The organism is Clostridium tyrobutyricum, assembly GCF_019144085.1.
Lineage (GTDB): Bacteria > Bacillota > Clostridia > Clostridiales > Clostridiaceae > Clostridium_B > Clostridium_B tyrobutyricum_A.
Window position 1 is genome coordinate 18,225 of record NZ_JAHHUY010000005.1, and the last position, 26,107, is coordinate 44,331.

Sequence of the window (26,107 nt, forward strand, 5' to 3'; positions counted from 1 at the left end):
TATTTTTAGTTGCTATAAATTAACTAATGATTGTACAGGAGGATAATATGAATAATATAGTGGATATACTGGCTAAAGAGCTGGATGTAAATAAAAAATATTTAAACAATGTAATCGAACTGCTGGATTCAGGAAATACAGTTCCTTTTATAGCTAGATATAGAAAAGAATTGACAGGAAGCATGAGTGACGTAACTTTAAGAAAGCTTGAGGAAAGGCTTACATATCTTAGAAATCTTAAATCTAGAAAAGAAGATGTAATAAGAATAATATCTGAACAGGGAAAACTTACAGATGAACTACAAAAATCAATAGAAAAATCCAATACTTTAACGGAAGTTGAAGACATATACAGGCCTTATAAACCTAAAAAGAGGACTAGGGCCACAATTGCCCAGGAAAAGGGATTAAAACCACTGTCTAAAGTTATATGGGATGGAAATTTCAATGAAGATATAGAGAAATATGCCAGTGAATTTATAAATGAAGAAAAAGGTGTTGATTCTGTAAAAGATGCATTATCAGGAGCCATGGACATAATAAGTGAAATTATATCTGATGAAGCCAAATACAGAAAATGGATAAGAAAATTTGTAAACGACAATGGATTGATAGAGACAAAAGGGGAAAGCAAGGAGCCAACTCCTTACGAGATGTACTATGATTATAGAGAAGCAATTAAATCTATTCCGGCACATAGAGTACTTGCTATAAACAGAGGAGAAAAGGAAAAAGTTCTTTCTGTAAAAGTTACCTGCGATATGGATAGAATACTTGAATATTTAAAGGTACAGTGTATCAAGGAAAATTCCATCACTGATACTTATATAGAAAAAAGTGTGGAAGATTCATTAAAGAGGCTTATATATCCATCTATTGAAAGAGAAATAAGGTCAGAACTTACTGATATGGGTGAAGAAGGAGCTATAAAGATATTTAATGCAAATTTAAAGGCTCTTTTAATGCAGCCTCCTATAAAAGGTAAAAATGTTCTTGGATATGATCCAGGATTTAGAAATGGATGTAAAATAGCCGTATTGGATGATACAGGTAAATTGTTGGATACAGCAATAATATATCCTACGGCACCTCAAAATGATATTGATGGCTCTATAAAAACATTGAAAGATTTAGTATACAGGAATGATGTGGACGTAGTATCCCTTGGAAATGGAACTGCAAGTAGAGAGTCTGAAGAAATAATTTCAAGACTTATAAAAGAAGTAAAGGAAGAAAGGGGAAAGGATTTATACTATGTAATAGTATCTGAAGCAGGGGCCTCTGTATATTCTGCATCAGAAGTTGCTGCAAAGGATTATCCTGATATAAACGTATCAATTAGAGGGGCAATATCAATAGGAAGAAGACTTCAGGATCCACTGGCAGAGCTTGTAAAAATAGATCCTAAATCAATAGGGGTAGGTCAATATCAGCATGATGTTACCCCAAAAAAATTGGATGATTCATTAAGTGGAATTGTAGAAGACTGTGTAAACAGAGTTGGAGTTGATCTGAATATAGCAACACCTTCACTTTTGTCCTATATATCAGGAATAAATTCAGCTATAGCGTCCAATATTGTAGATTATAGAGATGAAAATGGAAAATTCAAAAGCAGGAAAGAACTTCTTAAAGTTAAAAGGTTAGGAGCAAAAGCATTTGAGCAGTGTGCGGGATTTTTAAGGGTTATGGAGAGCAGTGAACCTTTAGATAATACATCAGTTCATCCAGAGTCCTATAAAGCTGCGAAGGGACTTCTAGATACTATAGGATATACAAGTGATGACTTGAGAAATTCAAGTATTTCAGATATAGACAATAGGGTTGAAAGAATAGGAACGGACAATCTTTCAGATAAACTTGGTTTAGGAATTCCAACCTTGAAGGATATAATAAAGGAGATAAAAAAACCAGGAAGAGATCCAAGGGAAGAATTGCCAAAGCCAATACTTAAAACTGGAATAGTGGATATGAAGCAGTTAAAGCCTGGAATGGTTCTTACAGGAACAGTAAGAAATGTAGCAGACTTTGGTGCTTTTGTAGATATAGGTGTTCATCAGGATGGATTGGTGCATATAAGTCAGCTTTCTGATAAATTTGTAAAACATCCTTTAGATGTAGTGAAAGTTGGAGATATAGTTCAGGTAACTGTAATTGAGATAGATGAGAAGAGAAAGAGAATAGCACTTAGCATGAAAAAACAATAATCATATAAAATAAAAGGCCAGTCTTAAAGTGAATTTATTTTAAGACTGGCTTTTGGTGACTCGCACCAAATCAAAGATTTGGGCTCCCTACTTGAGGGAATCATCAAATACTTTTTTTACAATTTCTTTAGTTGGGGCACCTTCATGTATCTTTGTATCACCTACAAAATATGTAGGGACATAATAGTAATCATATTTTTTGGCTATTTCAGGCTGACGTTCTTCATCGATTATTTTAATATCAACATCTGTATATTTAGGATCTTCAGTTCTTAATTCCTTCATCCATGAAAGGGCCTGTTTACAATAGGGACACCAACTTGTTACAAACATGTGTACAGGTTTCATATTATCACTCATTTCTTCTTTGGTTTTAGATGTTCTAATTATATTATCTACATCTTTTAGTATAATTATATATCCAAAAACTACATTTTTCGATATACTTATATCTATATTATATAACAAATTAAAGATAAATTGCTACTAATTATCATTTAATAAAAATTATTATGAAAAGGTATTGATTTTTAAATAGGTAGGTATTATAATTAAAACATAATATGAATATAATCTTCAGGGCAGGGTGTAATTCCCTACCGGCGGTATAGCCCGCGAGCCATAAAGTGGTTGATTCGGTGAAATTCCGAGGCCGACAGTAAAGTCTGGATGAAAGAAGATAAAAGTGTGATTTTTCTGAGCCCTGATTTTTTAATAAGTCAGGGCTTTTTTATTATACTTTTTAAAAATTTAGGAGATTATATAATTGGGAGGGTGTAATAATGAGAGACAAGAAAATAAACAGGCTGGTTAAAGTTGCAGTATTAAGTGTTATAGCATTTTTACTTATGTTTTTAGAATTTGCAGTACCTATTTTCCCATCATTTTTGAAAATAGATATAAGCGATCTTCCAGCACTTATAGGAACTTTTGCATTAGGTCCGGTTGCTGGAATTTCCATAGAATTTTTAAAAAATATACTTCATGGAATATTTGCAGGTCAGACAGCATTTGTAGGGGAACTTGCTAATTTTATCGTAGGAACGGTACTTGTAGTGACAGCAGGATTTATATATAAGAAAAGAAAGACAAAAAAATCAGCTGTTTTAGGACTTATATCCGGAACAATAACAATGTCTATAGCGGCAGGACTAATCAATTATTTTGTACTCCTTCCACTTTATCAGAGGGCATTTAATTTCCCAATAAGTCAGATGGTAGCTATAGCAGGAAAGATAAACGGTAATATAACTGATGTTTGGACTTTAATACTTCTAAGCATTGTACCATTTAATTTGATCAAAGGGTGTGTGCTTACTGTTATTACACTTTTAATTTATAAGAAGGTGTCAGTTATTTTAAAAAAAGAAGATAGAGATGGAAGACAAGCGGCTTAAATGTAAATAATACAAAATAATTTACGAATATATATCTGGTATTGATATTAATTTATTGATACCAGATATTTTTATTCATGAAAATTTATTTTATACGATAAATATAGTATAGTTTTTAGTATAAAGGGTGATGGATTTGGCGGGAATATGGAATATAAATAGTGTTTATAATGTAAATAATAAAAAAATATCCACAAAACTTTCTTTTGACGTAGGAGAGAAATTTTCAGCTAAAGTAGTAAAAACAGAGGATGGCTCAGGAAACATATTGTTAAAGCGTTCAGATGGCTGGCAGTTTCCTGCATCTGTAGAAAATCCAGAAAAAATATCTGAGAATGAAATGATGAAATTTGAGGTTTCAGGATTTGAAGATGGAAAAATTAAATTAAAAGTTGTAAATGAGGAAACAGGGAATCAAAATCCAGGCAAAGATCCCATAGAACTTTTTATAAAAGAAAAATTCATGAATCTGACTGAAAAAGATTATGGAGTTATTAAAGGAATGCTGAATCATAATATTTCTCTTACTAAAGATAATATTTCCAATATAAAAACACTTTTTGATTTTATGAACAAGATTCAAAGTAATCCAGAAGAAAAAAGTAATTTTATAGAAAAATATCTTGCAAGCAAGAATATATCTTTGGAAAGTTCTGAAGGAAAATTTATAACTGAAAATCTTAAAACCTTTTTTGAGCAATTGTCGACACTAAGTGATAAAGATGTATTAACTTTTATTGAAAATAATATAGACTTAAATAGTCAAAATATAAAAAGTTTTAATAATATATTTAAGAATGATTCCAGTATATATAAAGAAATTGAAAATTTATCACAAAAACTAAATACGACAGTTGTTGAAAATAGTATGGATTTGAATAGTGAAGGTACAAATGTTATAAATCAAATAATAAACAATACTAAGGATAAACAAGAGATTATAAGCATGATTACAAAGGATCCAGGTCAGAGAGAACGATTAATAGAAGATTATTTGTCACTTGAAAATATACCTAAGGATAGTGCAAAAGGTAAATTTATAATTTCAAACTTATCTAAATTAGATGATGGAGAATTAGTTACATTTATTAAAAATAATGTAGATTTGAATAGTAGGGGTACAAATATTATAAACCAAATAATAAGTGATACTAAAGATAAACAAAAAGTCATAAATATTCTTGCAAAAGATCCGATTCAAAGGGAAAATCTGATAAAAGAGTATTTATCGGTTCAAAACATACCGGAGAATAGTGCAAAAGGGCAATCTATAATTTCTAATTTGTCAAAACTAAATGATGAAGAATTAATTACATTTATTAAAAATAATATAGATTTGAACACTAAATTAGGTAACACTAAGGATATTGAAAAAATTATAAATGAATTAAAAAATAATCCCCAGGAGAGAGAGAATTTCATATCAAAATATTTATCGGATAATGACATAGCATTAGAAAGTGATAAAGGCAAACTAGTCGTATCATCTTATAGAAATCTTTTGAATGGTATTGATGGAACAGTAGATGAAAACATTGAAAAATTAAATATAATAAAGGATATACTTAATAATATTGAGTTAAAAAATAAATCACAGACAGCAATACAGGGCTCAATAAACAATACTGAAAATATTATAAAAGATCAAATTAATAGTAAAACCCAAGAGATGATAAATATTATAAAGAATATGATTTCAGATGGAAAATTGCCTATTGCCAATAAAAATAGTATTATAAATAGTGTGATTAATGATTTTAAGGTGTTTAATACAGTTTCCAATTCGTATTATTATATGGATTTACCTTTGAAAATTCAAAATAATGATTATAATTTCAAGATGATGATAAGAGACGAAAGGAAAAAGGGGAAAAAAATAGATACTACCAATGTGAAAATTGCTACTTCTATTAGTACAGAAAATATGGGAATTGTTGATGCCTATTTAAGTGTAAAAAATAAAAATATGAATGTAAATATAGAGAGCGTAGGTTTATGGAGTAAAATTTTGGCAAAAGGCAATAAAAAAATAGTGGAGAGCTTATCTCAATTAGGATATAATATAAATATAGAATTTAATGAAAAGAAAGAAGATATTAATATAGCAACTTGCAGGGAATTTTTTCAAGACAGTGAACTTGGTGTAATAAATACAAGAGCTTAGAGAGGTGATTTATTATTAATAACAAAAAAAAGGCCGCTGCTTTAAAATATGATATTAATTATGAATCACCAGTTGTTACTGCAGCAGGTATTGGACAAATAGCTGATAATATTTTGAAAAAAGCTAGAGAATCCGATGTGCCTGTTGTCTACGATAAAGAGCTTGTCAACTTACTTACAAATATAGATGTAGGTGACAGCATACCTGTAGAGTTGTATGAAGCTGTTGCAAAAGTAATAGCTTATGTAGTGGATATAGATAATAAACTAAATAAAAAATTGAAATGATATGTGCAGATGTAAAGATATAATATGTTTTGGAAGGTGATTTAGTTTGGCTTTATTTGCAATATCGGATTTACACCTGGACAGTAGTGGAAATAAACCTATGGGTGTATTTGGAAACAACTGGTTTGAACACGATAGAAAGATATATAATAATTGGATAAATAAAATTAAATCTGATGATACAGTACTTGTAGCAGGAGATATTTCATGGTCAATGGATATGAAAAATGGATTTTGGGATTTGGAATGGATTCATAAATTACCTGGAAGAAAGATATTGATAAAGGGAAATCATGACTATTGGTGGACCAGTATAACTAAACTTAATAATTTATATGATGATATGGATTTTATCCAAAATAATTTTTTTACATATGGTGAGTATGCAATATGTGGTACAAGGGGATGGATATATCCTGAATCGGAAAATTTTACACAGCATGATGAAAAAATTTATAATAGAGAAATTTTAAGATTAAGGAATTCATTGGATTGTGCGTCAAATCAAGGATATAAGAAATTTATTGTAATGGTGCATTATCCACCTATAAGTGAAAGATCCATGAAGTCAAGGCTTATAGACGTACTAAAAGAGTATAATGCGGAAAAGGTTATATATGGTCATCTTCATGGGGAGGCTCTTGTAAAAGCTGTAACAGGATCAATAGAGGGCATAGAATACATACTTACATCAGCTGATTATATAGATTTTGATCCTGTAATAATACTTTAAAGAACATAAAATTCATATACGGAACTTGTTAAAGAGTCCCTTTTTTTTATCCATTTGTTGTTGATTTTTTTGATCATTGATTGAATCTTCATTGACGCCCTCATTTACTAAGTTTTTCTGCTGACGTGCTAAATCCTTGATTTTTTCGGATGCCATGGTAGAAGTTATAACCTGACTAAACCAAATTAAGGATTTTTCTCCTGTACCAGTGCGTCGCATCAATTCTCCTATAAGATACATTGCAGTAAATTTATTCATACCATACATTGGAAATGATTCATTGAAATATGCGGAATTTAGATTTTCCAAAGCCTGTTTTAAAAAAGTCATTTCATTTTTTGAATCTTCCTTAAGTCTATACATCCATGCCAGTTTAAGACAATTCATTGCTTTCTTGCTAGGTCTGGCATTTATAGTATAATAATTCAATAGAGATAGTTTATACCTTTGAATAGCAAGGTCAATATCATATACTTCAGGAAAGTTCTTTCTATGCCATTTTGGTGTCAACTGCTCTTTAATTGTGTCAGCATCATAATCTGACAGCTTTTCAAAATCGGCTTTTATAGATGCATATCCACATTCATCGCATACCCATACATCATAGAAATAAGGACTTATTCTAGAATATCTTATAAAAAAATCAGGATCTTTTTTTATTATTCTATAGGAATTTTTTTTAATAGCTTTAGCTTTAAATACACTGCCACATACTGGACAGGTTATTTTTTTGTCGTATAACATAGAAATTTGTTCTTCTGGATTATATAAGATTAAATTAGACATTTAAAATTTCACCCTTATCATAAATAATATTATAGTTTAATTATATCAAAAAAAATCATATAATTTTGATTTTGTATGGATTTTGTTATAAAATTATTTTAGTTGATATATGTAGGAGAGGGTAGAGTTGGCAATAGGAGAGTGGAAAACATTTTTAATACCATATAAACAGGCAGTTGAAGAATTAAAGGTAAAAATTAAGAGCATAAGACTTGAATATAGAAAGAAGAATGAATATTCACCTATAGAGTTTGTAACTGGCAGGGTAAAGGAAATATCCAGTATACTTGAAAAGGCTAATAAATTTAATATACCTCTTAATAGGATAGAATATGAAATGGAGGATATTTCAGGTATAAGGATAATGTGTCAATTTGTAGATGATGTTCAAAGGGTAGTTGAGATAATCAGGAATAGAAAAGACATGCAGATAATGTATGAAAAGGATTATGTAACAAATGTAAAAAATAGTGGTTATAGAAGTTACCATGTTATAATTAAATATCCTGTGAATATGGCAGAAGGTGAAAAGGAAATACTTGCTGAGTTCCAGATAAGAACACTTGCCATGAATTTTTGGGCTACTATAGAACATTCTTTAAATTATAAATATAAACATGAAATACCGGATAATATAAAACATAAACTTAAAAGTGCTGCAGATCTGGCATTTAAGCTTGATGAACAAATGCTTGAAATCAAGGATGAAATTAAGGATGCGCAAAAATTATTTGAAGTAAAATCAAGTTTGGTATCAGATATAATGAATAATATACTTACATTGTCTTCCATGGGAAAATTATCAGATTCCACAAGATTTCAAAAACAGTTAAACCGTGTTATTGAAGAAGGTGAGGTTTATGATTTGGTAAATCTTTTGAAGTCTACAGAAAAAACTATTCAAATGTACAGCAGATTAATATAAAAATAAGAATGGGCAGTTGAATTGTATGTTCAACTGCCCAACTGTTATTTTGCAACTATATTTACAAGTCTTCCACGCACTACTATAATTTTTTTAACAGATTTATCACCAATAGCTGATTTTACACTTTCCTGAGATAATGATATTTCTTTTATATCATCTTCTGATAAACCGGTCTGTATATTTATTTTTGATTTTATTTTTCCGTTTATTTGTATGGCAATTTCAATTTCATCTTTTACGAGTGACTTTTCATCAAATTCAGGCCACTTTTCATTGAATATAGAGTATTTTTTACCTAAAAGCTCCCACTGTTCCTCTGCAAAATGTGGTGCAAAAGGGGATAATATCTTGATAAAGTCTATTATAGTATCTTCCAGAAATTTGATATTTTTATTTTTGATTTTCAGGTATTTTGAAAGCTCATTGGTAAATTCCATCATTCTTGCAATAGAAGTATTGAATTGGAATTTATTAGTATCAGCTGATACTGATTTTATAGTGAAATTTCTCACATAGTTCAAGTCCTTTTCAGGAGTATCCATGGAAGTTTTAGTATTGTTTTTCGTATCTTCTATAGTTTCTTTGGATTGAGCTATATATCTTTCAATTCTATCTACAAATTTACTCATGGATTTAATACCATCGTCACTCCATGCTCCGCCTTCTGCATAGTCAAAGCCGAACATAAGGTACATCCTGAATACATCAGCACCATATTCTTTTATACAATCATCTGGAGATATGGTATTACCTTTGGATTTACTCATTTTTTGACCATCAGGTCCTAGTATTATACCTTGATGTTTTAAAGATAAAAATGGTTCGTCAAAGTTTAAATATCCCATATCTCTAAGTGCTTTAGTAATAAATCTGGCATATAGAAGATGCATGCATGCATGTTCACGGCCGCCTACATACATATCAACAGGAAGCATCTTATCTATTTTATCCTTGTCAAAAGGTTTTTCAGAATTCTTATTGTCTACATATCTTAGATAATACCATGAAGAACATACAAAAGTATCAAGTGTGTCAGCTTCTCTTTTTGCAGGACCTCCACAATGAGGACAAGTTGTATTCATGAATTTCTCTGATTTTAAAAGAGGAGATTTTCCATCAGGAGAAAATTCTACATCATAAGGAAGTTTAACTGGAAGTTGTTCTTCTGGAACAGGAACTACTCCACATTTTTCACAATAGACTACAGGAATAGGAGTTCCCCAGTATCTCTGTCTTGAAACAAGCCAATCTCTTAATCTATAATTTACCTTTCCTGAACCTAAATTCATTTCCTCTAATTTCTTAGTTACAGCTTTTTTTCCTTCCTTTGTAGATAAACCGTTGAATTCACCGCTGTTTATCATTTTGCCATGTTCTATGTAAGGAAGGGTATCACCACCCTCTATAACTCTTTCAATAGGTAGTTTATATTTTGTAGCAAAGTCAAAATCTCTTTCATCATGTGCAGGAACAGCCATTACAGCACCTGTTCCATATGTATTTAATACATAATCGCCTATCCATATAGGTACTTTTCTACCATTTATAGGATTTATAGCATATGATCCCGAAAATACACCTGTTTTCTCTCTTGTAATTGATTGTCTTTCAATTTCAGTCTGTTTTTTAGCTTGTTCTTTATAATTTTCTATCTGCTCTCTATATTGTTCTTTAGCTATTTTAGCTACTAGTTTATTCTCAGGTGATAGAACTACATATGTAACACCGAACAAGGTATCAACTCTTGTAGTGAATACGCTGAATTCAACCTCTGAGTCAACTACTTTAAAAGTTACGTTAGTACCTGTGGATTTACCTATCCAATGTTTTTGCATAGCCTTTGTAGTTTCTGGCCAGTCTAATTTATCTAAATACTGAAGTAGTTCTTCAGCATAATCTGTTATTTTGAAGAACCACTGTGTTAAATCTTTTTTAGTAACCTCAGTGCCACATCTTTCACAACAACCTTCTTGAACTTGTTCATTTGCCAAAACTGTGTTACAGCTAGGGCACCAATTTACAGGAGCATTTTTCCTGTAAGCCAAACCGTGTTTATATAGTTGAAGGAACAGCCACTGGTTCCATTTGTAATAATCAGGATGACATGTAATTACTTCGTTTTCCCAATTAAACATTGCCCCCATTGATTTAAGTTGCTTTTCCATTGTAGCTATATTTTTTTCAGTGGAATCACTTGGATGTATTCCAGTTTTTATGGCATAATTTTCAGCAGGCAGACCAAATGAATCAAATCCCATAGGTTGAAATACATTGTAGCCCTGCATTCTTTTTAATCTGGCCCAGGAATCTACAGGTGCATAATTGAACCAATGACCTGCATGTAATCTGCTGCCTGATGGATATGAGAACATCTCCATTACATATAATTTATTTTTTATATCATCTTCGTTGAATTTATAGATATGTGTTTCTTCCCACTTTTTTTGCCATTTTTCATCAATTTTAGTACTGTACATAAAAATCTCTCCTTTAACATAAAAAACTTTTCATCTCTAACTAAGAGACGAAAAGTTTAATTTCCGCGGTACCACTCTAATTAAATCAATAATGATTTCCCTTAAATAATAACGGTTTCCTACCGTACCTGATTTTTTCAGATAAACTCGTAAGGTGAGTTCACATTTTAACATCACACTATTTTTCACCTGACAATAGCTCTCTTTAGTGATATAAATATTACTAATCCCTATTCACAGCTAAATATTAACTTATTTCAAATTTTATAATAAATGACAACCTTTTGTCAAGGATAATTTAAAAAAAGAACTCATATGAGTTCTTTTGGCTGCCCATGCTGGATTCGAACCAACAAATACCTGTTCCAGAGACAGGTGCCTTACCATTTGGCGAATGGGCATTGTATAAATCGTTGACATAAAATATTATACCATGTCAGGCTGATATGTCAATACGAAATATAAATTTTTTTGTCTGCTAATATAAATTTTTCCTATATAATCTCTTATTTATGAAATTTATAATTAAAGTTAGAAGATAATCGTATAAAAGGAACACTATCTGGAGTCCTAATATGATCCAATGCATTGAAAATCTAAAATTAAATATTCCAGGAAAAAATAATCTGTAGATTAAAAGTAATATTACTGTACATATATTCAAGAAAGCTAATTTAAGAATGATCTCAACAATTATCTTTTGTATTTTTTCTATATAGAATTTAACTATGCCATATAGTCCGAAAAATAGTATATATGCTAGTACAGTCATTTTAATTCCACATAGAAGCAATGAAAGCAGGGAAGTTGCAGCATATACTGCCAATGTATTTCTTACATTTGTGGTTATGATAGAAAGAGGTATTATAAAAGATGCTGCTGCCAACAAACAGGTTTTATTTATTGGAATTATTCCGCTTATATATACTAATATTATTCCAACAGCTGTAAACAGTCCGCCTTTGGCTATATATTGAGTTCTGTTTGAATTACTGGACATTTTTTACACCCCCATTTTTTAAAGTTCAGAGTTCAAAGTTCAAAGTTTATAGTTCAAATAACAATTTGGTTGATTTTTTGTTCTATGTTCTTTCAACTTTGATATTTAAAATATAAATCAGCATCCTCCAATGTCTCCACCTCCGCAGAGACAGTCAAGACAGTATAAAGTTGCACATATATTGCATATGTCAGAATTACCTCTTCTTGTGTCATAATAAGGTTGCCTATATGTATTGTTCATACCCTGCAGGTTGTTTAGCGCCTGTCTGTACTTAAAATTATTTGGATCTAGATTACATGCCGTGGTTAAATTGTTGATAGCTTCATTGTACCAACTTTTCTTTACATTCAGTATACCCATAAGATAGTTCCATTCAGCATCTCTTGTTCTGCAGCCTGCAAGTTTTGATTCTGCACTTCTTAAATCTCCGCTATTTATAGCAACTTCAATAGATTTATAGAGATCTGAATTTTCACCTGAATAAGTATTATCACTGCTTTCATAGGAATTGTTTGAATAGCTTGCACTGGAGGAATTTTTCATAAGATAGTCATATGCTGCATTTATATCTCTCATTTTTTCCTCTGCAAGATTTTTCAAAGGGTTGTTGCCATATTGATCAGGGTGATATTTTTTTGCAAGTTGTCTGTATGCCTTTTTAATGTCTTCTTTAGGTGCATTTTCATTTACGCCAAGCACCTCATATGGATTTTTCATTTTTATAGGCTCCTCTCTTAAAAACTTTATCCATTTTTTCTAAAAGTCCATATTGCAAAATATTATGGAGCAATTCTTGATTTTTTGATATAGGAAGTTTATTAAAGTAATTCATGCATGTAGATGCACAGCTTCCTAAGATAAAGTCTACTCTATTTTGTATTTCCACATAAAATTCATTATAATTTAATTTGTTTTTATTGAAGCAATAATTTAATACATTGAATTTCCCTTTTTCCATATCTTTTTTTAGATCATCCAGAGCATCTATTACATATATCCATTTTCCAAGATTGTAGCCAAGCGCATATAAAATTTCACTATTGCTATCTGTATAATTAGATAGTGTAAAAGCTGTAATGTCAGAAAAGGAATGGCATATTTTATCAAATGAGTTATTGTTTCTGAATGTTTCAATTTGTGTCAGGTCATTTAAACCTTTTTTTATGTATTCCAGGTTTTTCTTAAAACTATCAGGAAGTTTATTTAAATATATTTTAAGAAAATGTGCCAAAAATATGCTCTTTATTGAGCTGTCATCGTGAATATCATCTAAAAGTTTATAGTAAGTGAAGGCGATATTATAAAAAGCAGCATATTCTAAAGCAGATGTACTTTTTAATATGGTCTTCTTCCTGCTAAGATGAAACAGGCATAACTGTCTTTTATATACACTTTTATCTTTAGACAGACTATCCAACAATATGGCAAGGAATGTCATATCATAATTTAATGCTATTCTAGGCAGATTCCCAATATTGTTTTTTATTGCCCTGCATAAACCACAGTAGTATGCTTTGAATTTTTCATAGTCTCGTACTTTAAGTTCAGAAATACACGGCGTAACATAACCAAACATAAATGTCTACCTCTCATGCTTTAAAATTTCATATATAGTATCTGAAGTTGTATCATCCATTGTATAGCCAAGAAGATTTACTATTTCAGAAAGTTCATCGTCTGATTTTGTCTCAATCTCTATATAGGGAAAAGGGCAAAACGATGTATCATTTATGTCTATTTCTATGAGACTATTTTTATATTTATAACTTTCTCTGCTCTTTTTTATGGATTGTTGAAGTTTAAGTCCTAGAGATTCGAATATCTTTTTTCCAACTTCTCCATTAGATATCTTAATTTCATTTTCATCCATTACTTTATATTTGTCCTGACTTACAATCTTTTTTGTAGTCATATAGTACTCAGTTGAATTATTGAGTATATTTTCCACTATTCTTATTCTAGCATAACCTCCATGGTTTATTAAACGTTTATCTTCAAAATCATATATATTGTTTATTTGATTCTCCATTTTAACTTTTGATGCATTTGCAGATTTTAATATGCTTTTTATATTTTTAACATCAATTTTAATTATTCTGATTTCAAATTCCCGCATTATATCAACTACCTTTAAAATTATTGTTATTTTGAATTATATCATATATTTATCATAAAAATAAATTAATCCCGATACTTAGTATTGGGATTAATTTTGTAAAATATAAGTTTTTATTATTTTAGTTAAATGGGGTTTAACTAAATAAGCTAGTTTAGTGAATTAGCTGAGCCTAATACGTTGTCTATTTTACCCTCTACAACTTGTTGTATATAGTCTCTTCCTGCTCCTAAGTATTTTCTTGGATCAAATACTTCAGGACTATTTCCAAATGTTTTTCTTACAGCAGCAGTCATAGCTAATCTTAAATCAGTATCCATGTTTATTTTACATACAGCCATGGATGAAGCTTTTCTAAGCATATCTACAGGTATACCTTTTGCGTTTGCTATATTTCCACCATATTTGTTACAAGTAGCAACAGCTTCTGGATCAACAGCTGAAGCTCCATGAAGAACTATTGGGAAATTAGGTAATTTTTCCTGTACCTGTTCTAGTATATCAAATCTTAAGGATGGTTTAAAGTCTGGTGGAAATTTAAATGCTCCATGGGATGTTCCAATAGCTATTGCCAATGAATCAATTCCTGTTTTTCCTACAAAGTCTACAGCTTGCTCTGGATCAGTATATATGTGTTCAGCAGCAGATACATCATCTTCAACTCCTGCTAAAACTCCAAGTTCAGCTTCTACTACTACTCCATGAGCATGAGCATAATCTACTACTTCTTTTGTTTTTGCTACATTTTCATCATAATCAAAATGTGATCCGTCAAACATAACTGATGTGAATCCATTTTCTACACACAATTTAACGGTATCTAAATCAGGACCGTGATCCAAATGTAGAGCCAAGTCTATTCCAGTCTCTTCTACTGCAGTTTTAACCATTGCTTGTAAGTATTTTGGACCAGCATATTTTATTGCACCTGATGAACATTGTACTATAACAGCTGAATTTTTAGCCTTTGCACCATTAACAACTCCCTGAAGTATTTCTAAGTTGTTGATATTGAAAGCACCTATAGAGTATTTTCCTGCATAGGCTTTTTTGAACATTTCTTTTGTAGTGACTAATGCCATTTTTATTCCACCCTTCGAAAATTTTATTTTAAAAAATATATATTACATATTTACCCTTGCGGGGCGACATAAGTCCCGCCGGGACTTTATTGTTAATCTACAATTATATTATAATCCATAAGGACATTATTTTCTATAGTTTAATTATAAATTATTTTATAGGCTTTGTGAATACCATAATTATTTTAAAAGATGTTTTGCACACTTAATCTTTCCATGTCACTTATGCTCTTGACTATGCTCCGTATTGAGCTTATGGATGCAAGGGATTCTTCTTTATTTTTGAATTTTATATATTGACTCAATCTTGAAAGTTCGAGATTTATATCGTCTATTTCATTATTGTTTGTAAACAGGGTCATCTTATTTGAATATTTGTTCCAATCAATTTTGAATTGTTTCAAGAAATCACCGGCTTTATCAAAAGAATTTGATTCTAGTGATTTTTCTATCTGGTCGCTGGAATAAATAAGTTTGGAGTCTATAATTTTTAAATAATGTACAGAAAATATCATAGACAATACCATTATTACAAATATAGAGATTGATGCTATAGAACTTTTCAATTTACCATCTCCAATTCTGTGAAATTTTAATTTTGGGTATTTTTTCTTTGGTAAAAAAATTTGCCTTTGGAATCCATCATGGCTATTAAGATTTCATTAGGAGAATTTATATTATTTTTTTTGAGCATATTGCCAAGCCAATTTTTATTCCTATTTATTTCATGTAAGTTTCCAAAATTTATTTTTCCGTCCAATATTAGTGTTATAGGTAATTTATCCTGGGTAGTTTTAATCTGTAGATCTTCTTTGGTAACTGGCTCCATATTTGTCTTTGGTATTATTGAAATCTTTCCACTTGTTTCAAGTACTGCATATTCTATATCTGATATATTGTAATAACCCTGAAGTCTCAATTCTTCCAGCAGGTCATTTAAATTGAATTTTTCCTTTGAAAGGGCTTCAAAGTTCAAATTTCCCTTATTTATAAGTATACTTGGTTTTCCGCTGAAGATTAATCTTACAGTTTCGCTTTTTAGTTCTAAAATGGCAAAAAGAACCTGCAGAAACAAAAGCGTGATTATAGGAATTATTCCTCTCATTAAAGAAATTCTGGTATCCTGCATTGGCAAGGATGCAAGTTCAGATATCATAATGGCTATTACCAGTTCAAAAGGCTCCATTTCACCTATTTGTTTTTTTCCCATAAGTCTCATGGAAATTACTACAATTATGTATAGTAGTATTGTTCTAAAGAGTACGATAAGCACAAAAATCACCTCTATGATTATGTTTTGCATTAATGCTAAAAATATGAGTAAAACTAGAACAATTATATATAAATATGACGTATAATATTATTGCAGAACAAATTCAAGAAGGTGATAAAATGAGTGAATTGAGATCTGAAATAATATGTAGCAGCAAATCTAGTAAGATTATGGTAAATAGGTCCTATGAGATGACATTGCAGTTTGTGTTAATTAAAGCTGTTTATGATGTGTTTAAAAATTCGAAATTGACTATAGAACATTCCCTGGGTAGGGGTGTATTTGGTGAAATAAGCAAGGATACACCATTAACTGAGGTGGATGTAATGAAGATAAAAAATAGAATGAGAGAAATAGTAAATAAGGATATACCTATAAATAAAATAAAAGTTGATAAAAATGAGGCTATGGACATTTTCACAAAATATAATATGATGGATAAGGTGAATTTGTTAAATGATTTAGATGTAAATTATTTATATTTATATGAATTAGATGGCATATACGATTATTTTTATGGAAATACAGCTGAATCTACAGGCACGGTACAATTATTTGATCTTATATATTATAATTCGGGATTTTTACTTATATATCCTGATGAAAACAATAATGTGGTCATACCAAAGCTTGAGGACTATAAAAAACTTAATAATATATTTAGAGAAACAAAACAATGGCTTAATTTGCTTGGCATATCCAATGCAGGTAATTTGAACAATAAAATCAAGAATAATGATATCTCTTATATAATTGGAGTATCCGAGGCTCTTCACGAGAAAAAGGTTGCCTGTATTGCTGATATGATAAATGAAAATAAATCAGTAAAAGTTGTATTGATAGCAGGGCCGAGTTCCTCTGGAAAGACTACTTTTTCAAAGAGGCTGGCTATTCAGCTTGGAGTAAATGGCTATTCAACTTTGCCTATATCTCTAGACAATTATTTTCTGGACAGGCAATATACTCCTAGAGATGAAAATGGAAATTATGATTTTGAATCCATAAATTCATTGGATCTTAAATTGTTCAATAGAGATTTAAGTATGCTTATGGAGGGGAAGGAAGTACAACTTCCCATTTTTGATTTTAAAACTGGAACAAAGAAGTGGAGTGGAAAAAAAGTTTCTCTGCCTGAAAATGGATTGATTGTTATAGAGGGAATTCATGGGTTAAATGAAAAATTAACTTCATCCATACCTAAAGAAAATAAATTTAAGATATATATAAGTGCTCTTACTCAATTAAATTTGGACAATCATACTAGAATATCTACTACGGATGTGAGAACAATAAGAAGGATAGTAAGAGACCACCTGTTCAGGGGATATAGTGCAGAAGATACGTTAAAAATGTGGCCATCAGTAAAAAGAGGGGAAGAAAAGAATATATTTGTGTTTCAAGAAAATGCAGATGTTATGTTTAATTCTACACTAGTATATGAACTATGTGTTTTAAAAAATCATGCTTTAAAAGAACTAAAGAAAATTAAAAAAAGCAGCAGTGTCTACTGTGAAGCCGTTAGACTAATAAATTTTCTTAAATTTTTTAAAAATTTAAATGGGAAATATGTGCCTGAAAATTCAATTCTTAGGGAATTTACAGGTGGAAGCTGTTTTTATAATTACAAGAGGAGATAATATGAGAGAATATAGTGTTTTTGATATTTTAGGACCTATAATGATAGGTCCATCAAGTTCTCATACAGCAGGAGCAGCAAGGCTTGGAAAAGTTGCACGAACCATAGCTAATGGAAAAATTTCAGCAGTAGAGTTTTATCTTCATGGTTCATTTGCAAAAACATATAAGGGACATGGAACGGATAAAGCTTTAGTTGCAGGAATACTTGGAATGAATCCATGGGATGAAAACTTGAGAAATTCAATGAGTATAGCAAAGGAAAAGGGTATAGACATTAAATTCATAGAAACTGATCTGGGTAATGTACATCCAAATACAGTGAAATTTGTAATAACCAAAGAGGATGGAAATAAAACAGAGCTAGTTGGTTCCTCAATTGGTGGTGGAAATATAGTCATAAACGAAATAAATGGGAATAAGGTAGAATTTACAGGAAATTATCCTACTATAGTCATAAGGCATTATGATATGCCTGGAATGATAAAAAAAGTATGTGATGTGCTATATGAAAATGATATAAATATAGCTTTTATGAGAGTTTACAGGACCAGTGGAAAAGGTTCCAATGCATTTATGGTTTTGGAAGTGGATAATGTGGTTCCTGAAGATCTAATACAGTGTATAAACGAAATTCCACATATAAAAGATGCTATAGCGATAAATCCTGTAAAAGAGGAGGAATAACATGGTTAATTACGGTAGCGAACTTATAGATGTATGCAAAAAAGACCATATTAAGATATGGGAATATGCACTTCAGGAAGAGTCAAGATCACTTGAAATTGGCGAACACAAAGTTTTTGAAAGCATGAGAAAAAATTTGAAGGTCATGCAGCAATCTTCTGAATATGGACTAAATAAGAGTCTGAAGTCTGTAAGTGGTCTTATAGGTGGAGATGCATACAGGTTAAATACTTATTTGAAAAAATCAGATACATTAACTGGAGAATTCATGGTAAAAGCTATGGCAAGAGCTATTTCTTCTTCTGAGGTAAATGCAGCTATGGGAAAAATAGTTGCTGCTCCTACAGCTGGCTCCTGTGGAATTTTACCTGCAGTTATAATAAGTGCAGGGGAGAAACTTGATAAAAGTGAAGATGATCTGGTTAAGGCTCTTTTTACTTCAAGTTGTGTTGGGGTTTTAATAGCTAAAAATGCAACTCTTGCTGGAGCAGAAGGGGGATGTCAGGCTGAATGTGGTTCTGCAGCTGCCATGGCAGCTGCAGCTGTAGTTGAAATGATGGGTGGAACTCCGGAAATGTGTCTTAGTGCAGCAGCTATAGTTATAAAAAATATACTTGGATTGGTTTGTGACCCTGTAGCAGGTCTGGTGGAAATACCATGTGCCAAGAGAAATGTTTCAGGAGCTGTAAGTGCACTTACTACTGCAGATATGGTAATGGCAGGTGTATATAGCAGGATTCCTTTTGACGATACAGTTTCAGCTTTATATGAAGTAGGCAGGCATATGCCATGTGAACTCAGAGAAACTGCAATGGGAGGACTTGCAGTAACAAAAACAGGTCTAAAATTGAAAGAAGAAGTATTGGGAGATTAAGATAACTTAATCTCCTTTGTTTTTAATCTTGATTCTGTTTTACCTTAAAACCTTCTTCTCTCCATTTTGCTTTTGAAATTTTTGCCTTTTCTGAACTGGAGTACTTGTCATTTTCTATTAAACTGTAATGATAGAATGTTTCCTGGCTGTCCAGGGGTTTTTTGCCTCTTTTATCTATTTTTGAATAAGTCCCATCGTTATTTAATTGTTTTGCCCTTAACGTGTCTTTTAAGTAAATTCTTAAGGTACGTTTGACTTTTTCTTTAATCTCTATGTTTTCAATTGGAAATAGAAGTTCTACTCTTCTGTCAAGGTTTCTATTCATCCAATCTGCACTAGAGAGATATATGAGTTCTTCACCTTCATTGTAGAAATAAAATATTCTACTGTGCTCAAGAAATCTTCCAATTATACTGATTACAGTTATATTGTCACTTATTCGAGGAATCTTTGGCTTGAGACAGCAAATTCCCCGCACAATCAATTGAATCTTAACTCCTTCAGAAGAGGCTTTATACAGGTTTTGAATTATTTCTTTGTCTACAAGTGAATTCATCTTGGCAATTATTTTTGCAGGTTTGCCCATTTTTGCATTTTTAGTTTCCTGATCTATTAGATATAAAAATCTTTCTCTTAAATTTAGTGGAGCTATGCACAATTTCTTTAAATCTTTTGGAATGGACCTTCCACTTAGCATATTGAATATCATGGAAGCATCTTCACCATAGTATGGATTTGAAGATAAAAGGCCTAAATCTGTATATATTTTTGCTGTTACATCATTATAATTTCCCGTACCCATGTGGACATATCTTTTTATACCGTTTTTTTCTTTTCTGACTATAAGTAGAAGTTTGCAGTGAGTTTTGAGACCTACAAGTCCATAAATTACGTGACATCCGGCTTCTTCAAGTTGTTTTGCCCAGTTTATATTGTTTTCTTCATCAAATCGTGCCTTTAATTCCACCAAAACTGTAACCTGTTTTTTATTTTCAGCAGCGGCAATTAAGGCTTTTATTATAGGAGAATTACCACTTACCCTGTACAATGTCTGTTTTATGGCAAGTACAGAAGGATCTTTGGCAGATTGTCTTACAAGATTTACAACTGGGTCAAATGATTCATAAGGATGTTGAAGAAGTATATCTTTTTTTGATATAGTGTCGAATATATCTTCATCATCAATATACTTTAGAGGATTATATGGTTTTATAGGTTTGTAACACAAATTCTCATATTCTTTGTTGTTGATTAATTTATTTAGAAAAGTCAGGTCAAGGGGAGTATTTATTTTATACTCCTGTTCTTTTGTTATTTCAAGTTCTTTTTCAAGAATATTCAAAATATCACTATCCAATCCCTGTTCTACTTCAAGTCTTACTGCAGCACCCCATTTACGCTGCTTTATGGACTCTTCTATGGCTTCTAGCAGATCTTCAGCACCTTCTTCATCCAAGGTTAAATCTGCATTTCGTGTAATTCTATAGCAACCTGAAGCCAGTATTTTTGAAGTACCAAATAGTGAAGAAAGATTCAATTTCAGTATATCTTCCAGCATTATTATATTTAAACCGGAATCTGAAGGTATTTTTATTATTCTATCAAGTACTGAAGGTACTTCCAATGTAGCAAAAGTCTTTTCATTATTTTCTTCTAGTATTAAACCTATATTCAAGCTTTTGTTCAAAATCAATGGAAATGATGTACTTCTATCTATCAACATTGGAGTTATTACAGGAAAAATATTTTTATAGTAATAATCATGAATATAGTCAAGCTGTTCTCGATTTAAATCTTTTGTGGTCAAAAAATTTATATTTTCCCTTCCAAGAGCTATCTTCAGAGAACGATTGAAATAGCTGCATTGGCTGTTTACAAATTTAGCAGTACTGTTGCATATTTCTTTCAATTGCTGTTTTGGAGTCATTCCTGAAGGATCAGTTTTAGTAAATCCTGCTTTTATCTGATCTAAAAGAGAACCTACTCTAACCATAAAAAATTCATCTAAATTTGAGCTGGTAATGGCTATAAATCTAAGTCTTTCAAAAAGGGGATGATTTGTATTTCTACATTCTTCAAGAACGCTCTTGTTAAATTCTATCCAGCTCAACTCTCTATTTATAAAATTTTCATGATTTTTAAATTTATTCATATTAGGCCCTCCTTTATATTATGGGTTTGACGCCTAGAACTTCTTCAAAGAAATAAGCTCTGTTATTAAAATTCCATTCTTCTAGGCTCAAATCATCGTTTGAAATAATATTAAAATAAAGCATATCATTTTTAAGAACGAGTTTTATACTCTGAATTTTTTGTAGATGAGATATGTCAAGAGCTTCTGACAATTTTAATATGGCAGATAACATTGAAACAATCATTTTGTCCCTATAGCTTAAAATAAAATAATTATAATGGCTATCATCAGGTATAGTGCTGGAATGATATCTTGTTATATTTGCAATTATAAGAAGTTCTCTGTCTGAAAAGCCCATTATATCCTGTGAACTTATTATATTGTAGGATTGATTTTCATGGTCTACTATATCTATGAAACTTCCTATGTCATGGAGTCTGCTTGCAATTTGCAAGTATAAACGCTCTCTAGGACCTAATTTATGTATCTTGGGAGTTTGATCAAATATGGCCATGGATATCTTTTCTACACAGTTTGCATGAACTTTATCTATTTTATATTTGTCTGACAAATACAATGTTGAACTTAATATGTCATTCAGTGAAAACTGTCTTCTTTGAAAATAAAAAATATTATCAGCTACATCCAAAATTACTCCCAATCTTAAATTTATATTAGGGGTGTATATTACTTCCGCTTCAGTCATACTTAAAAAACTGTAAAATATCAATATAGTAGGTATTAAAAGATCTGTCTTTTTCTTGCTTAGACCATATTTGAATCTAATCTGGTCGCTGCTCATATCTTTGAGTTTATTATATAGGGCATTAAAGTCTTTTCTGGATATAGTGTTTCTAGGAATAACATTTTTATTTTCTATTCCAATTAATTTTATGATAGAGGTAAGTTCTCCTCCCAAAACTATAAAATTTTTAATAGTCATATTATACATGTTCGATTTTGACCAGTAGAGCTTGCTATCTATATATTGTTCCATTAAATCTGTAAAGTTGGTATTTGTGTACTTTAGGCCATCCAGCAGTTCACTTACTCTCAATGAACCTATTTGAACATGCTCTGTAAATTTCAACTTTCCATCCTTAAAAATTGATGATTCTACAGCTCCTGTTGTTATATTTGTAACCAAACTTGTTTTAGTGTTAAAAAGATCTGTGTTTGATGTATCATACCTAAGAGCCTTCATAATATAAAAGCGTTCTTGTGATATGTTTATATTTTCAACTTCAATTCCAGTTCTTAAATGAATTTGTTCCAATATGTATTGTTTGTTTTCAGCTTCTCTGATTCCACTGGTAGAAACAGCCTTATAATTTTTTATTTTGTATTCTTTCATTAAAAGTGCAAAGCTCTTTAAAATATTACAGGTCACATGAATGGTTTCTACAGAAATTCGTCCATGTGAAAAAGTATCTTTTCCTATTTTTATAGGCTTTATTATATCATCAAGTATACTTATGTCACCATTGTTGTTTATATCTGCAATCATCATTCTTAAATAGTTTGAACCTACATCTATAGATGCGACTGTCTGGCTGGAATTATTGTTTATCATATGCATCACCCTATTTATTAGTATTGTAATCCATATTTAAATTATACAGTATTTTCTCAAGTAATAAACTTAACTTAACAATATCTTAACATTAGTTGCTTTTTTTAATAAATATTAGTAAAATCGTTTATAATATAGTAGCTATTAAACGTATTATACAAGGAGTGTTTGTATGAGTAAATTGGGTATAATAGATATCGGGTCAAATTCCATGCGAGTTTTCATTGTGAAGCTTTGTGAAGACAAGTATTATGAAGTTGTGGATGAACTTAAATCAACTGTTAGGCTGGGAAAAGATATGACCCCGGATGGGTGTTTAAGTGAAACTAGAATGGAAATGGCAATGGAGGCATTATCCAAGTTCAAACGATTGTGCGATTCAAATGAAGTTAAGGAAATTATTGCAGTAGCCACAGAAGCAGTTAGAAAAGCCAGCAACCAAAGAGAGTTTTTGGAAAAAGCAAAAAATAATTTCGGAGTTGACATAAGAGTATTAACCGGAGATGAAGAGGCATATCACGATTACCTTGGAGCAATAAACAGTATAGATGTAAATTCTGCACTCCTTATGGATATAGGGGGAAGTAGTACGGAATTTATACTGGTTAAAGACAGAAAAATTAAGAATTCCATAAGTATTCCCATGGGCGCAATTACACTTACAGATAAATTCTTATCTTTCAGTGGAAACACTGATAAAAAATTAAAGGAAATGAATAAGTTTTTAAATGATACTTTTAAGTCTATAGAATGGCTAAAGAATGCAAAAGGTATGCCTATTGTAGGTATAGGAGGAAGTTTTAGAACCATGGCCAAAGTCCATAGAAACAAATATGACTATCCTCTAAATAATCTACATAATTATAGAATGTCTTCAAAACAGATTATAGATATATATGATTTATTAAAATACAGAGAAATATCTCAATACAAAAAAGTTAAGGGAATATCAAAAGAAAGAGCGGATATATTCCTTGGTGCCATGATAGCTATTATTACTATTATAAAATATTGTAAATCTAAAGAAGTAATAATAAGTCAAAATGGAATACGTCAGGGTGTACTTTACAGAAAATTGATTAATGATTATCCTACTATAATTAAACACATATTGAATTTTTCATTGAATAATATAATAAATAAATTTTTATTAAATAAAACTCATGTAAAACAGGTTTGGAAAATTTGTAACAAATTAAGCCAGTCTCTTTTGAATAATACTGATTTTGTGGAAGAAAATTCAAGAATATTAAAAACTGCATGTTATTTACATGACTGTGGAAGATTTGTTGGATTTGAGAACAGTGAAAAATATTCATTTTCAATTATGAGAGACCTTAGAATAAATGGATTGACCCATAGGGAGCAGATTATGGCTGCATTTACAGTATTGAATTTTGAAGACGATAAAATTAAAAATTCAAGCTATTTTGGAAGTATAATCACATGTGAAGATATATTGACAGTGCAAAAGATGTCTGCCATGTTGCATGTAGCCAGAGGATTAGACAGGGTAATGGATAACAATATATTGGACATAACTATTAATGTAGAAGGTGAAGATATAATTCTGAAGCTGGTTTCAAAACAAAAGCCATCCATTGAAATAAATTCAATTGAGGACTATAAAGATAATTTTGAAAAGGCATTTGGCAGAAGATTGATTATAGAATAATAAATAAAAATCTTTCATCATATAATGTATAAATTATGTAATGGGAGATTTTTTATGCTTGATATATATAATTATTTAAGTTTTCAATCTGCAATTTATGTTGCAGAAAAATACAATGCAGATAAAACAATGGATCATGAAATAAAAATAGCTTCTTTTGCCATGGCAATATTTGACAAGACCAAACATATACACAATCTTACCGATTCATATAAAAATCTTTTGTGCTGCAGCTCACTTATACATGATATAGGATGTTTTATAAGTAAAAATAAACACCATAAACACACACGGTATATAATTTTGACAGGTTCAGAATTTGATGTAATACCAGACGATTTAAGACATTATTTATCTATAATATCTTCAAGTCACAGAAAAGGTATAGATAAAAGTATTAAGCTCTACAGTGAAAGTATACAAGATAAATTGAAAATTCTAATATCCATACTCAGAATTTCAGATGCACTTGATCACAAACATAAATTCAATAATGTATTAAACAGTATTTCAATTACAGACCAGAATTTAATTTTTTATATAAAAAGTAATGATTTTCAAAGAACTCTTGTAAGATTTAATATAAAAAATCAGCTTTTTAACAAAATATTTAAGATACAAGCTCGATTAGAGCCCCAGGTTAATTATCATTAATTTGAATACTATAAGGGTTAAAAAGGGTGATTTAAAATGTCTCATAGAAAAATAATGGAGGATTACTACTGCGATATAAACAATTTGTCAGACGTATTGGGAAAACTTACTAATTCATACAGATTGTTGATTGGAGGAGCTGGTGAACTAAATACAGTAGCATTGGCACATAAAAAGGATGTAAAAGCTGCTATAGACAGAGTGAATAAGTTGGGAAACACTATTGATGAAATAATAAATACTTTAAATAAGTCTAGCGGATGCTATACTAATTATTGTAGAATTCGTTCCGAACTAATCAAGGGGAAAATAAAAATGGAGTACATGGAAAATGAAATTGATGAAGAATTGTATTTAAATGAAATTGATGAAGACTTAAATGAAGATGATGATAAAAAAGATAGGTGAGAATTAATCTGCAC

At 30.7% G+C, this 26,107-nt stretch carries 24 protein-coding genes, 1 tRNA gene, 1 riboswitch and 1 other annotated feature; of the genes, 12 read left to right on the forward strand and 13 right to left on the reverse strand.

The annotated features are described in order from the left end of the window. Window positions 1-47 precede the first annotated feature (47 nt). Window positions 48-2,207, forward strand: coding sequence for a Tex family protein (locus KM800_RS03210; protein ID WP_217811778.1), 2,160 nt, complete (start codon window positions 48-50; stop codon window positions 2,205-2,207). An 87-nt stretch (window positions 2,208-2,294) separates the two neighbouring features. On the opposite strand, the gene KM800_RS03215 is transcribed toward KM800_RS03210, so the two are convergent. Next, complete coding sequence (locus KM800_RS03215) at window positions 2,295-2,675, reverse strand: glutaredoxin family protein (protein WP_330655496.1); 381 nt, start codon at window positions 2,673-2,675, stop codon at window positions 2,295-2,297. Window positions 2,676-2,775: 100 nt separating this feature from the next. Then, window positions 2,776-2,892, forward strand: a riboswitch (FMN riboswitch). 97 nt (window positions 2,893-2,989) lie between these two features. Between KM800_RS03215 and KM800_RS03220 the strand changes: the two genes are divergently transcribed. From KM800_RS03220 to KM800_RS03235, 4 genes are all read left to right on the forward strand, one after another. After that, window positions 2,990-3,604 carry an ECF transporter S component gene (locus KM800_RS03220; RefSeq protein WP_217811779.1) on the forward strand — a complete coding sequence of 205 codons (615 nt, stop codon included), beginning with the start codon at window positions 2,990-2,992 and terminating at the stop codon, window positions 3,602-3,604. A 130-nt stretch (window positions 3,605-3,734) separates the two neighbouring features. After that, window positions 3,735-5,768: a hypothetical protein gene (locus KM800_RS03225; RefSeq protein ID WP_254906445.1), complete on the forward strand. Its 2,034-nt coding sequence runs from the start codon at window positions 3,735-3,737 to the stop codon at window positions 5,766-5,768. A 14-nt stretch (window positions 5,769-5,782) separates the two neighbouring features. Continuing rightward, window positions 5,783-6,055, forward strand: a complete 273-nt coding sequence (locus KM800_RS03230; protein ID WP_217811889.1) for an EscU/YscU/HrcU family type III secretion system export apparatus switch protein — start codon at window positions 5,783-5,785, stop codon at window positions 6,053-6,055. A gap of 46 nt (window positions 6,056-6,101) precedes the next feature. Beyond that, window positions 6,102-6,788, forward strand: coding sequence for a metallophosphoesterase (locus KM800_RS03235; RefSeq protein ID WP_217811781.1), 687 nt, complete (start codon window positions 6,102-6,104; stop codon window positions 6,786-6,788). Window positions 6,789-6,800: 12 nt separating this feature from the next. Here KM800_RS03235 and KM800_RS03240 read toward each other — a convergent pair whose 3' ends face one another. Continuing rightward, on the reverse strand, window positions 6,801-7,574 hold the full coding sequence (locus tag KM800_RS03240; RefSeq protein ID WP_254906446.1) for a DUF2225 domain-containing protein: 774 nt from the start codon (window positions 7,572-7,574) through the stop codon (window positions 6,801-6,803). Between the two features lie 127 nt (window positions 7,575-7,701). Between KM800_RS03240 and KM800_RS03245 the strand changes: the two genes are divergently transcribed. Continuing rightward, entirely contained in the window at window positions 7,702-8,499 is a 798-nt protein-coding gene (locus KM800_RS03245; RefSeq protein WP_217811782.1) for a GTP pyrophosphokinase, read from the forward strand. 44 nt (window positions 8,500-8,543) lie between these two features. Here KM800_RS03245 and leuS read toward each other — a convergent pair whose 3' ends face one another. From leuS to KM800_RS03290, 9 genes are all read right to left on the reverse strand, one after another. Continuing rightward, window positions 8,544-10,979 carry a leucine--tRNA ligase gene (gene leuS / locus KM800_RS03250; protein ID WP_217811783.1) on the reverse strand — a complete coding sequence of 812 codons (2,436 nt, stop codon included), beginning with the start codon at window positions 10,977-10,979 and terminating at the stop codon, window positions 8,544-8,546. A 40-nt stretch (window positions 10,980-11,019) separates the two neighbouring features. Continuing rightward, window positions 11,020-11,226 (reverse strand) — a binding site (T-box leader). A gap of 79 nt (window positions 11,227-11,305) precedes the next feature. Further along, window positions 11,306-11,380: transfer RNA gene (locus tag KM800_RS03255), tRNA-Gln, on the reverse strand. A 77-nt stretch (window positions 11,381-11,457) separates the two neighbouring features. After that, the gene (locus KM800_RS03260; RefSeq protein ID WP_217811784.1) at window positions 11,458-11,979 is read right to left on the reverse strand and encodes a hypothetical protein; all 522 of its coding nucleotides are present in this window, start codon (window positions 11,977-11,979) and stop codon (window positions 11,458-11,460) included. 117 nt (window positions 11,980-12,096) lie between these two features. Then, window positions 12,097-12,699, reverse strand: a complete 603-nt coding sequence (locus tag KM800_RS03265) for a J domain-containing protein (protein ID WP_217811785.1) — start codon at window positions 12,697-12,699, stop codon at window positions 12,097-12,099. After that, complete coding sequence (locus tag KM800_RS03270; RefSeq protein ID WP_217811786.1) at window positions 12,683-13,558, reverse strand: DUF5685 family protein; 876 nt, start codon at window positions 13,556-13,558, stop codon at window positions 12,683-12,685. The genes KM800_RS03265 and KM800_RS03270 overlap by 17 nt, the downstream gene beginning before the upstream one ends. 6 nt (window positions 13,559-13,564) lie before the next feature. Further along, window positions 13,565-14,098 (reverse strand): class IV adenylate cyclase, encoded by a 534-nt coding sequence (locus tag KM800_RS03275; RefSeq protein ID WP_217811787.1) that lies wholly within the window; start codon window positions 14,096-14,098, stop codon window positions 13,565-13,567. A 149-nt stretch (window positions 14,099-14,247) separates the two neighbouring features. Beyond that, window positions 14,248-15,180 (reverse strand): class II fructose-1,6-bisphosphate aldolase, encoded by a 933-nt coding sequence (gene fba, locus KM800_RS03280; RefSeq protein ID WP_217811788.1) that lies wholly within the window; start codon window positions 15,178-15,180, stop codon window positions 14,248-14,250. Between the two features lie 185 nt (window positions 15,181-15,365). Then, window positions 15,366-15,746 (reverse strand): DUF4363 family protein, encoded by a 381-nt coding sequence (locus KM800_RS03285; protein WP_217811789.1) that lies wholly within the window; start codon window positions 15,744-15,746, stop codon window positions 15,366-15,368. A gap of 26 nt (window positions 15,747-15,772) precedes the next feature. Then, window positions 15,773-16,453, reverse strand: a complete 681-nt coding sequence (locus tag KM800_RS03290; RefSeq protein WP_217811790.1) for a DUF421 domain-containing protein — start codon at window positions 16,451-16,453, stop codon at window positions 15,773-15,775. A 119-nt stretch (window positions 16,454-16,572) separates the two neighbouring features. Between KM800_RS03290 and KM800_RS03295 the strand changes: the two genes are divergently transcribed. Genes KM800_RS03295 through sdaAA form a run of 3 tightly spaced genes read left to right on the forward strand, consistent with a single transcriptional unit; the run spans window position 16,573 to window position 19,649 of the window. Beyond that, the gene (locus KM800_RS03295) at window positions 16,573-18,090 is read left to right on the forward strand and encodes a nucleoside kinase (protein ID WP_217811791.1); all 1,518 of its coding nucleotides are present in this window, start codon (window positions 16,573-16,575) and stop codon (window positions 18,088-18,090) included. Window position 18,091: 1 nt separating this feature from the next. Next, entirely contained in the window at window positions 18,092-18,775 is a 684-nt protein-coding gene (sdaAB, locus tag KM800_RS03300; protein WP_217811792.1) for an L-serine ammonia-lyase, iron-sulfur-dependent subunit beta, read from the forward strand. A gap of 1 nt (window position 18,776) precedes the next feature. Beyond that, a complete protein-coding gene (gene sdaAA, locus KM800_RS03305; RefSeq protein ID WP_217811793.1) occupies window positions 18,777-19,649 on the forward strand; it encodes an L-serine ammonia-lyase, iron-sulfur-dependent, subunit alpha in 873 nt (290 codons plus the stop codon). A 22-nt stretch (window positions 19,650-19,671) separates the two neighbouring features. Here the strand turns inward: sdaAA and KM800_RS03310 are convergent, their stop codons facing one another. Together KM800_RS03310 and KM800_RS03315 are read right to left on the reverse strand one after the other, a co-directional pair. After that, on the reverse strand, window positions 19,672-21,801 hold the full coding sequence (locus KM800_RS03310; RefSeq protein ID WP_217811794.1) for an RNA degradosome polyphosphate kinase: 2,130 nt from the start codon (window positions 21,799-21,801) through the stop codon (window positions 19,672-19,674). Between the two features lie 13 nt (window positions 21,802-21,814). After that, window positions 21,815-23,356: an exopolyphosphatase gene (locus KM800_RS03315; protein ID WP_217811795.1), complete on the reverse strand. Its 1,542-nt coding sequence runs from the start codon at window positions 23,354-23,356 to the stop codon at window positions 21,815-21,817. Between the two features lie 172 nt (window positions 23,357-23,528). On the opposite strand from KM800_RS03315, the gene ppx reads away from it, so the two are divergent. From ppx to KM800_RS03330, 3 genes are read left to right on the forward strand one after another with little or no spacing between them, the layout of a single operon-like run. Continuing rightward, window positions 23,529-25,031 carry an exopolyphosphatase gene (ppx, locus tag KM800_RS03320; protein WP_217811796.1) on the forward strand — a complete coding sequence of 501 codons (1,503 nt, stop codon included), beginning with the start codon at window positions 23,529-23,531 and terminating at the stop codon, window positions 25,029-25,031. A gap of 54 nt (window positions 25,032-25,085) precedes the next feature. Continuing rightward, window positions 25,086-25,685, forward strand: a complete 600-nt coding sequence (locus tag KM800_RS03325; protein ID WP_217811797.1) for a hypothetical protein — start codon at window positions 25,086-25,088, stop codon at window positions 25,683-25,685. A 36-nt stretch (window positions 25,686-25,721) separates the two neighbouring features. Continuing rightward, entirely contained in the window at window positions 25,722-26,093 is a 372-nt protein-coding gene (locus KM800_RS03330; protein WP_217811798.1) for a hypothetical protein, read from the forward strand. Window positions 26,094-26,107 lie beyond the last annotated feature (14 nt).

Excerpts from the sequence above, each read along its gene's own strand:
- KM800_RS03210 (WP_217811778.1), top strand. The coding sequence starts at position 48 with ATGAATAATATAGTGGATATACTGGCTAAAGAGCTGGATGTAAATAAA.
- KM800_RS03220 (WP_217811779.1), top strand. The coding sequence starts at position 2,990 with ATGAGAGACAAGAAAATAAACAGGCTGGTTAAAGTTGCAGTATTAAGT.
- KM800_RS03225 (WP_254906445.1), top strand. The coding sequence starts at position 3,735 with ATGGATTTGGCGGGAATATGGAATATAAATAGTGTTTATAATGTAAAT.
- KM800_RS03240 (WP_254906446.1), bottom strand. The coding sequence starts at position 7,574 with ATGTCTAATTTAATCTTATATAATCCAGAAGAACAAATTTCTATGTTA.
- leuS (WP_217811783.1), bottom strand. The coding sequence starts at position 10,979 with ATGTACAGTACTAAAATTGATGAAAAATGGCAAAAAAAGTGGGAAGAA.
- KM800_RS03260 (WP_217811784.1), bottom strand. The coding sequence starts at position 11,979 with ATGTCCAGTAATTCAAACAGAACTCAATATATAGCCAAAGGCGGACTG.
- KM800_RS03265 (WP_217811785.1), bottom strand. The coding sequence starts at position 12,699 with ATGAAAAATCCATATGAGGTGCTTGGCGTAAATGAAAATGCACCTAAA.
- KM800_RS03270 (WP_217811786.1), bottom strand. The coding sequence starts at position 13,558 with ATGTTTGGTTATGTTACGCCGTGTATTTCTGAACTTAAAGTACGAGAC.
- KM800_RS03275 (WP_217811787.1), bottom strand. The coding sequence starts at position 14,098 with ATGCGGGAATTTGAAATCAGAATAATTAAAATTGATGTTAAAAATATA.
- fba (WP_217811788.1), bottom strand. The coding sequence starts at position 15,180 with ATGGCATTAGTCACTACAAAAGAAATGTTCAAAAAAGCCTATGCAGGA.
- KM800_RS03295 (WP_217811791.1), top strand. The coding sequence starts at position 16,573 with ATGAGTGAATTGAGATCTGAAATAATATGTAGCAGCAAATCTAGTAAG.
- sdaAB (WP_217811792.1), top strand. The coding sequence starts at position 18,092 with ATGAGAGAATATAGTGTTTTTGATATTTTAGGACCTATAATGATAGGT.
- sdaAA (WP_217811793.1), top strand. The coding sequence starts at position 18,777 with ATGGTTAATTACGGTAGCGAACTTATAGATGTATGCAAAAAAGACCAT.
- KM800_RS03310 (WP_217811794.1), bottom strand. The coding sequence starts at position 21,801 with ATGAATAAATTTAAAAATCATGAAAATTTTATAAATAGAGAGTTGAGC.
- KM800_RS03315 (WP_217811795.1), bottom strand. The coding sequence starts at position 23,356 with ATGATAAACAATAATTCCAGCCAGACAGTCGCATCTATAGATGTAGGT.
- ppx (WP_217811796.1), top strand. The coding sequence starts at position 23,529 with ATGAGTAAATTGGGTATAATAGATATCGGGTCAAATTCCATGCGAGTT.
- KM800_RS03325 (WP_217811797.1), top strand. The coding sequence starts at position 25,086 with ATGCTTGATATATATAATTATTTAAGTTTTCAATCTGCAATTTATGTT.
- KM800_RS03330 (WP_217811798.1), top strand. The coding sequence starts at position 25,722 with ATGTCTCATAGAAAAATAATGGAGGATTACTACTGCGATATAAACAAT.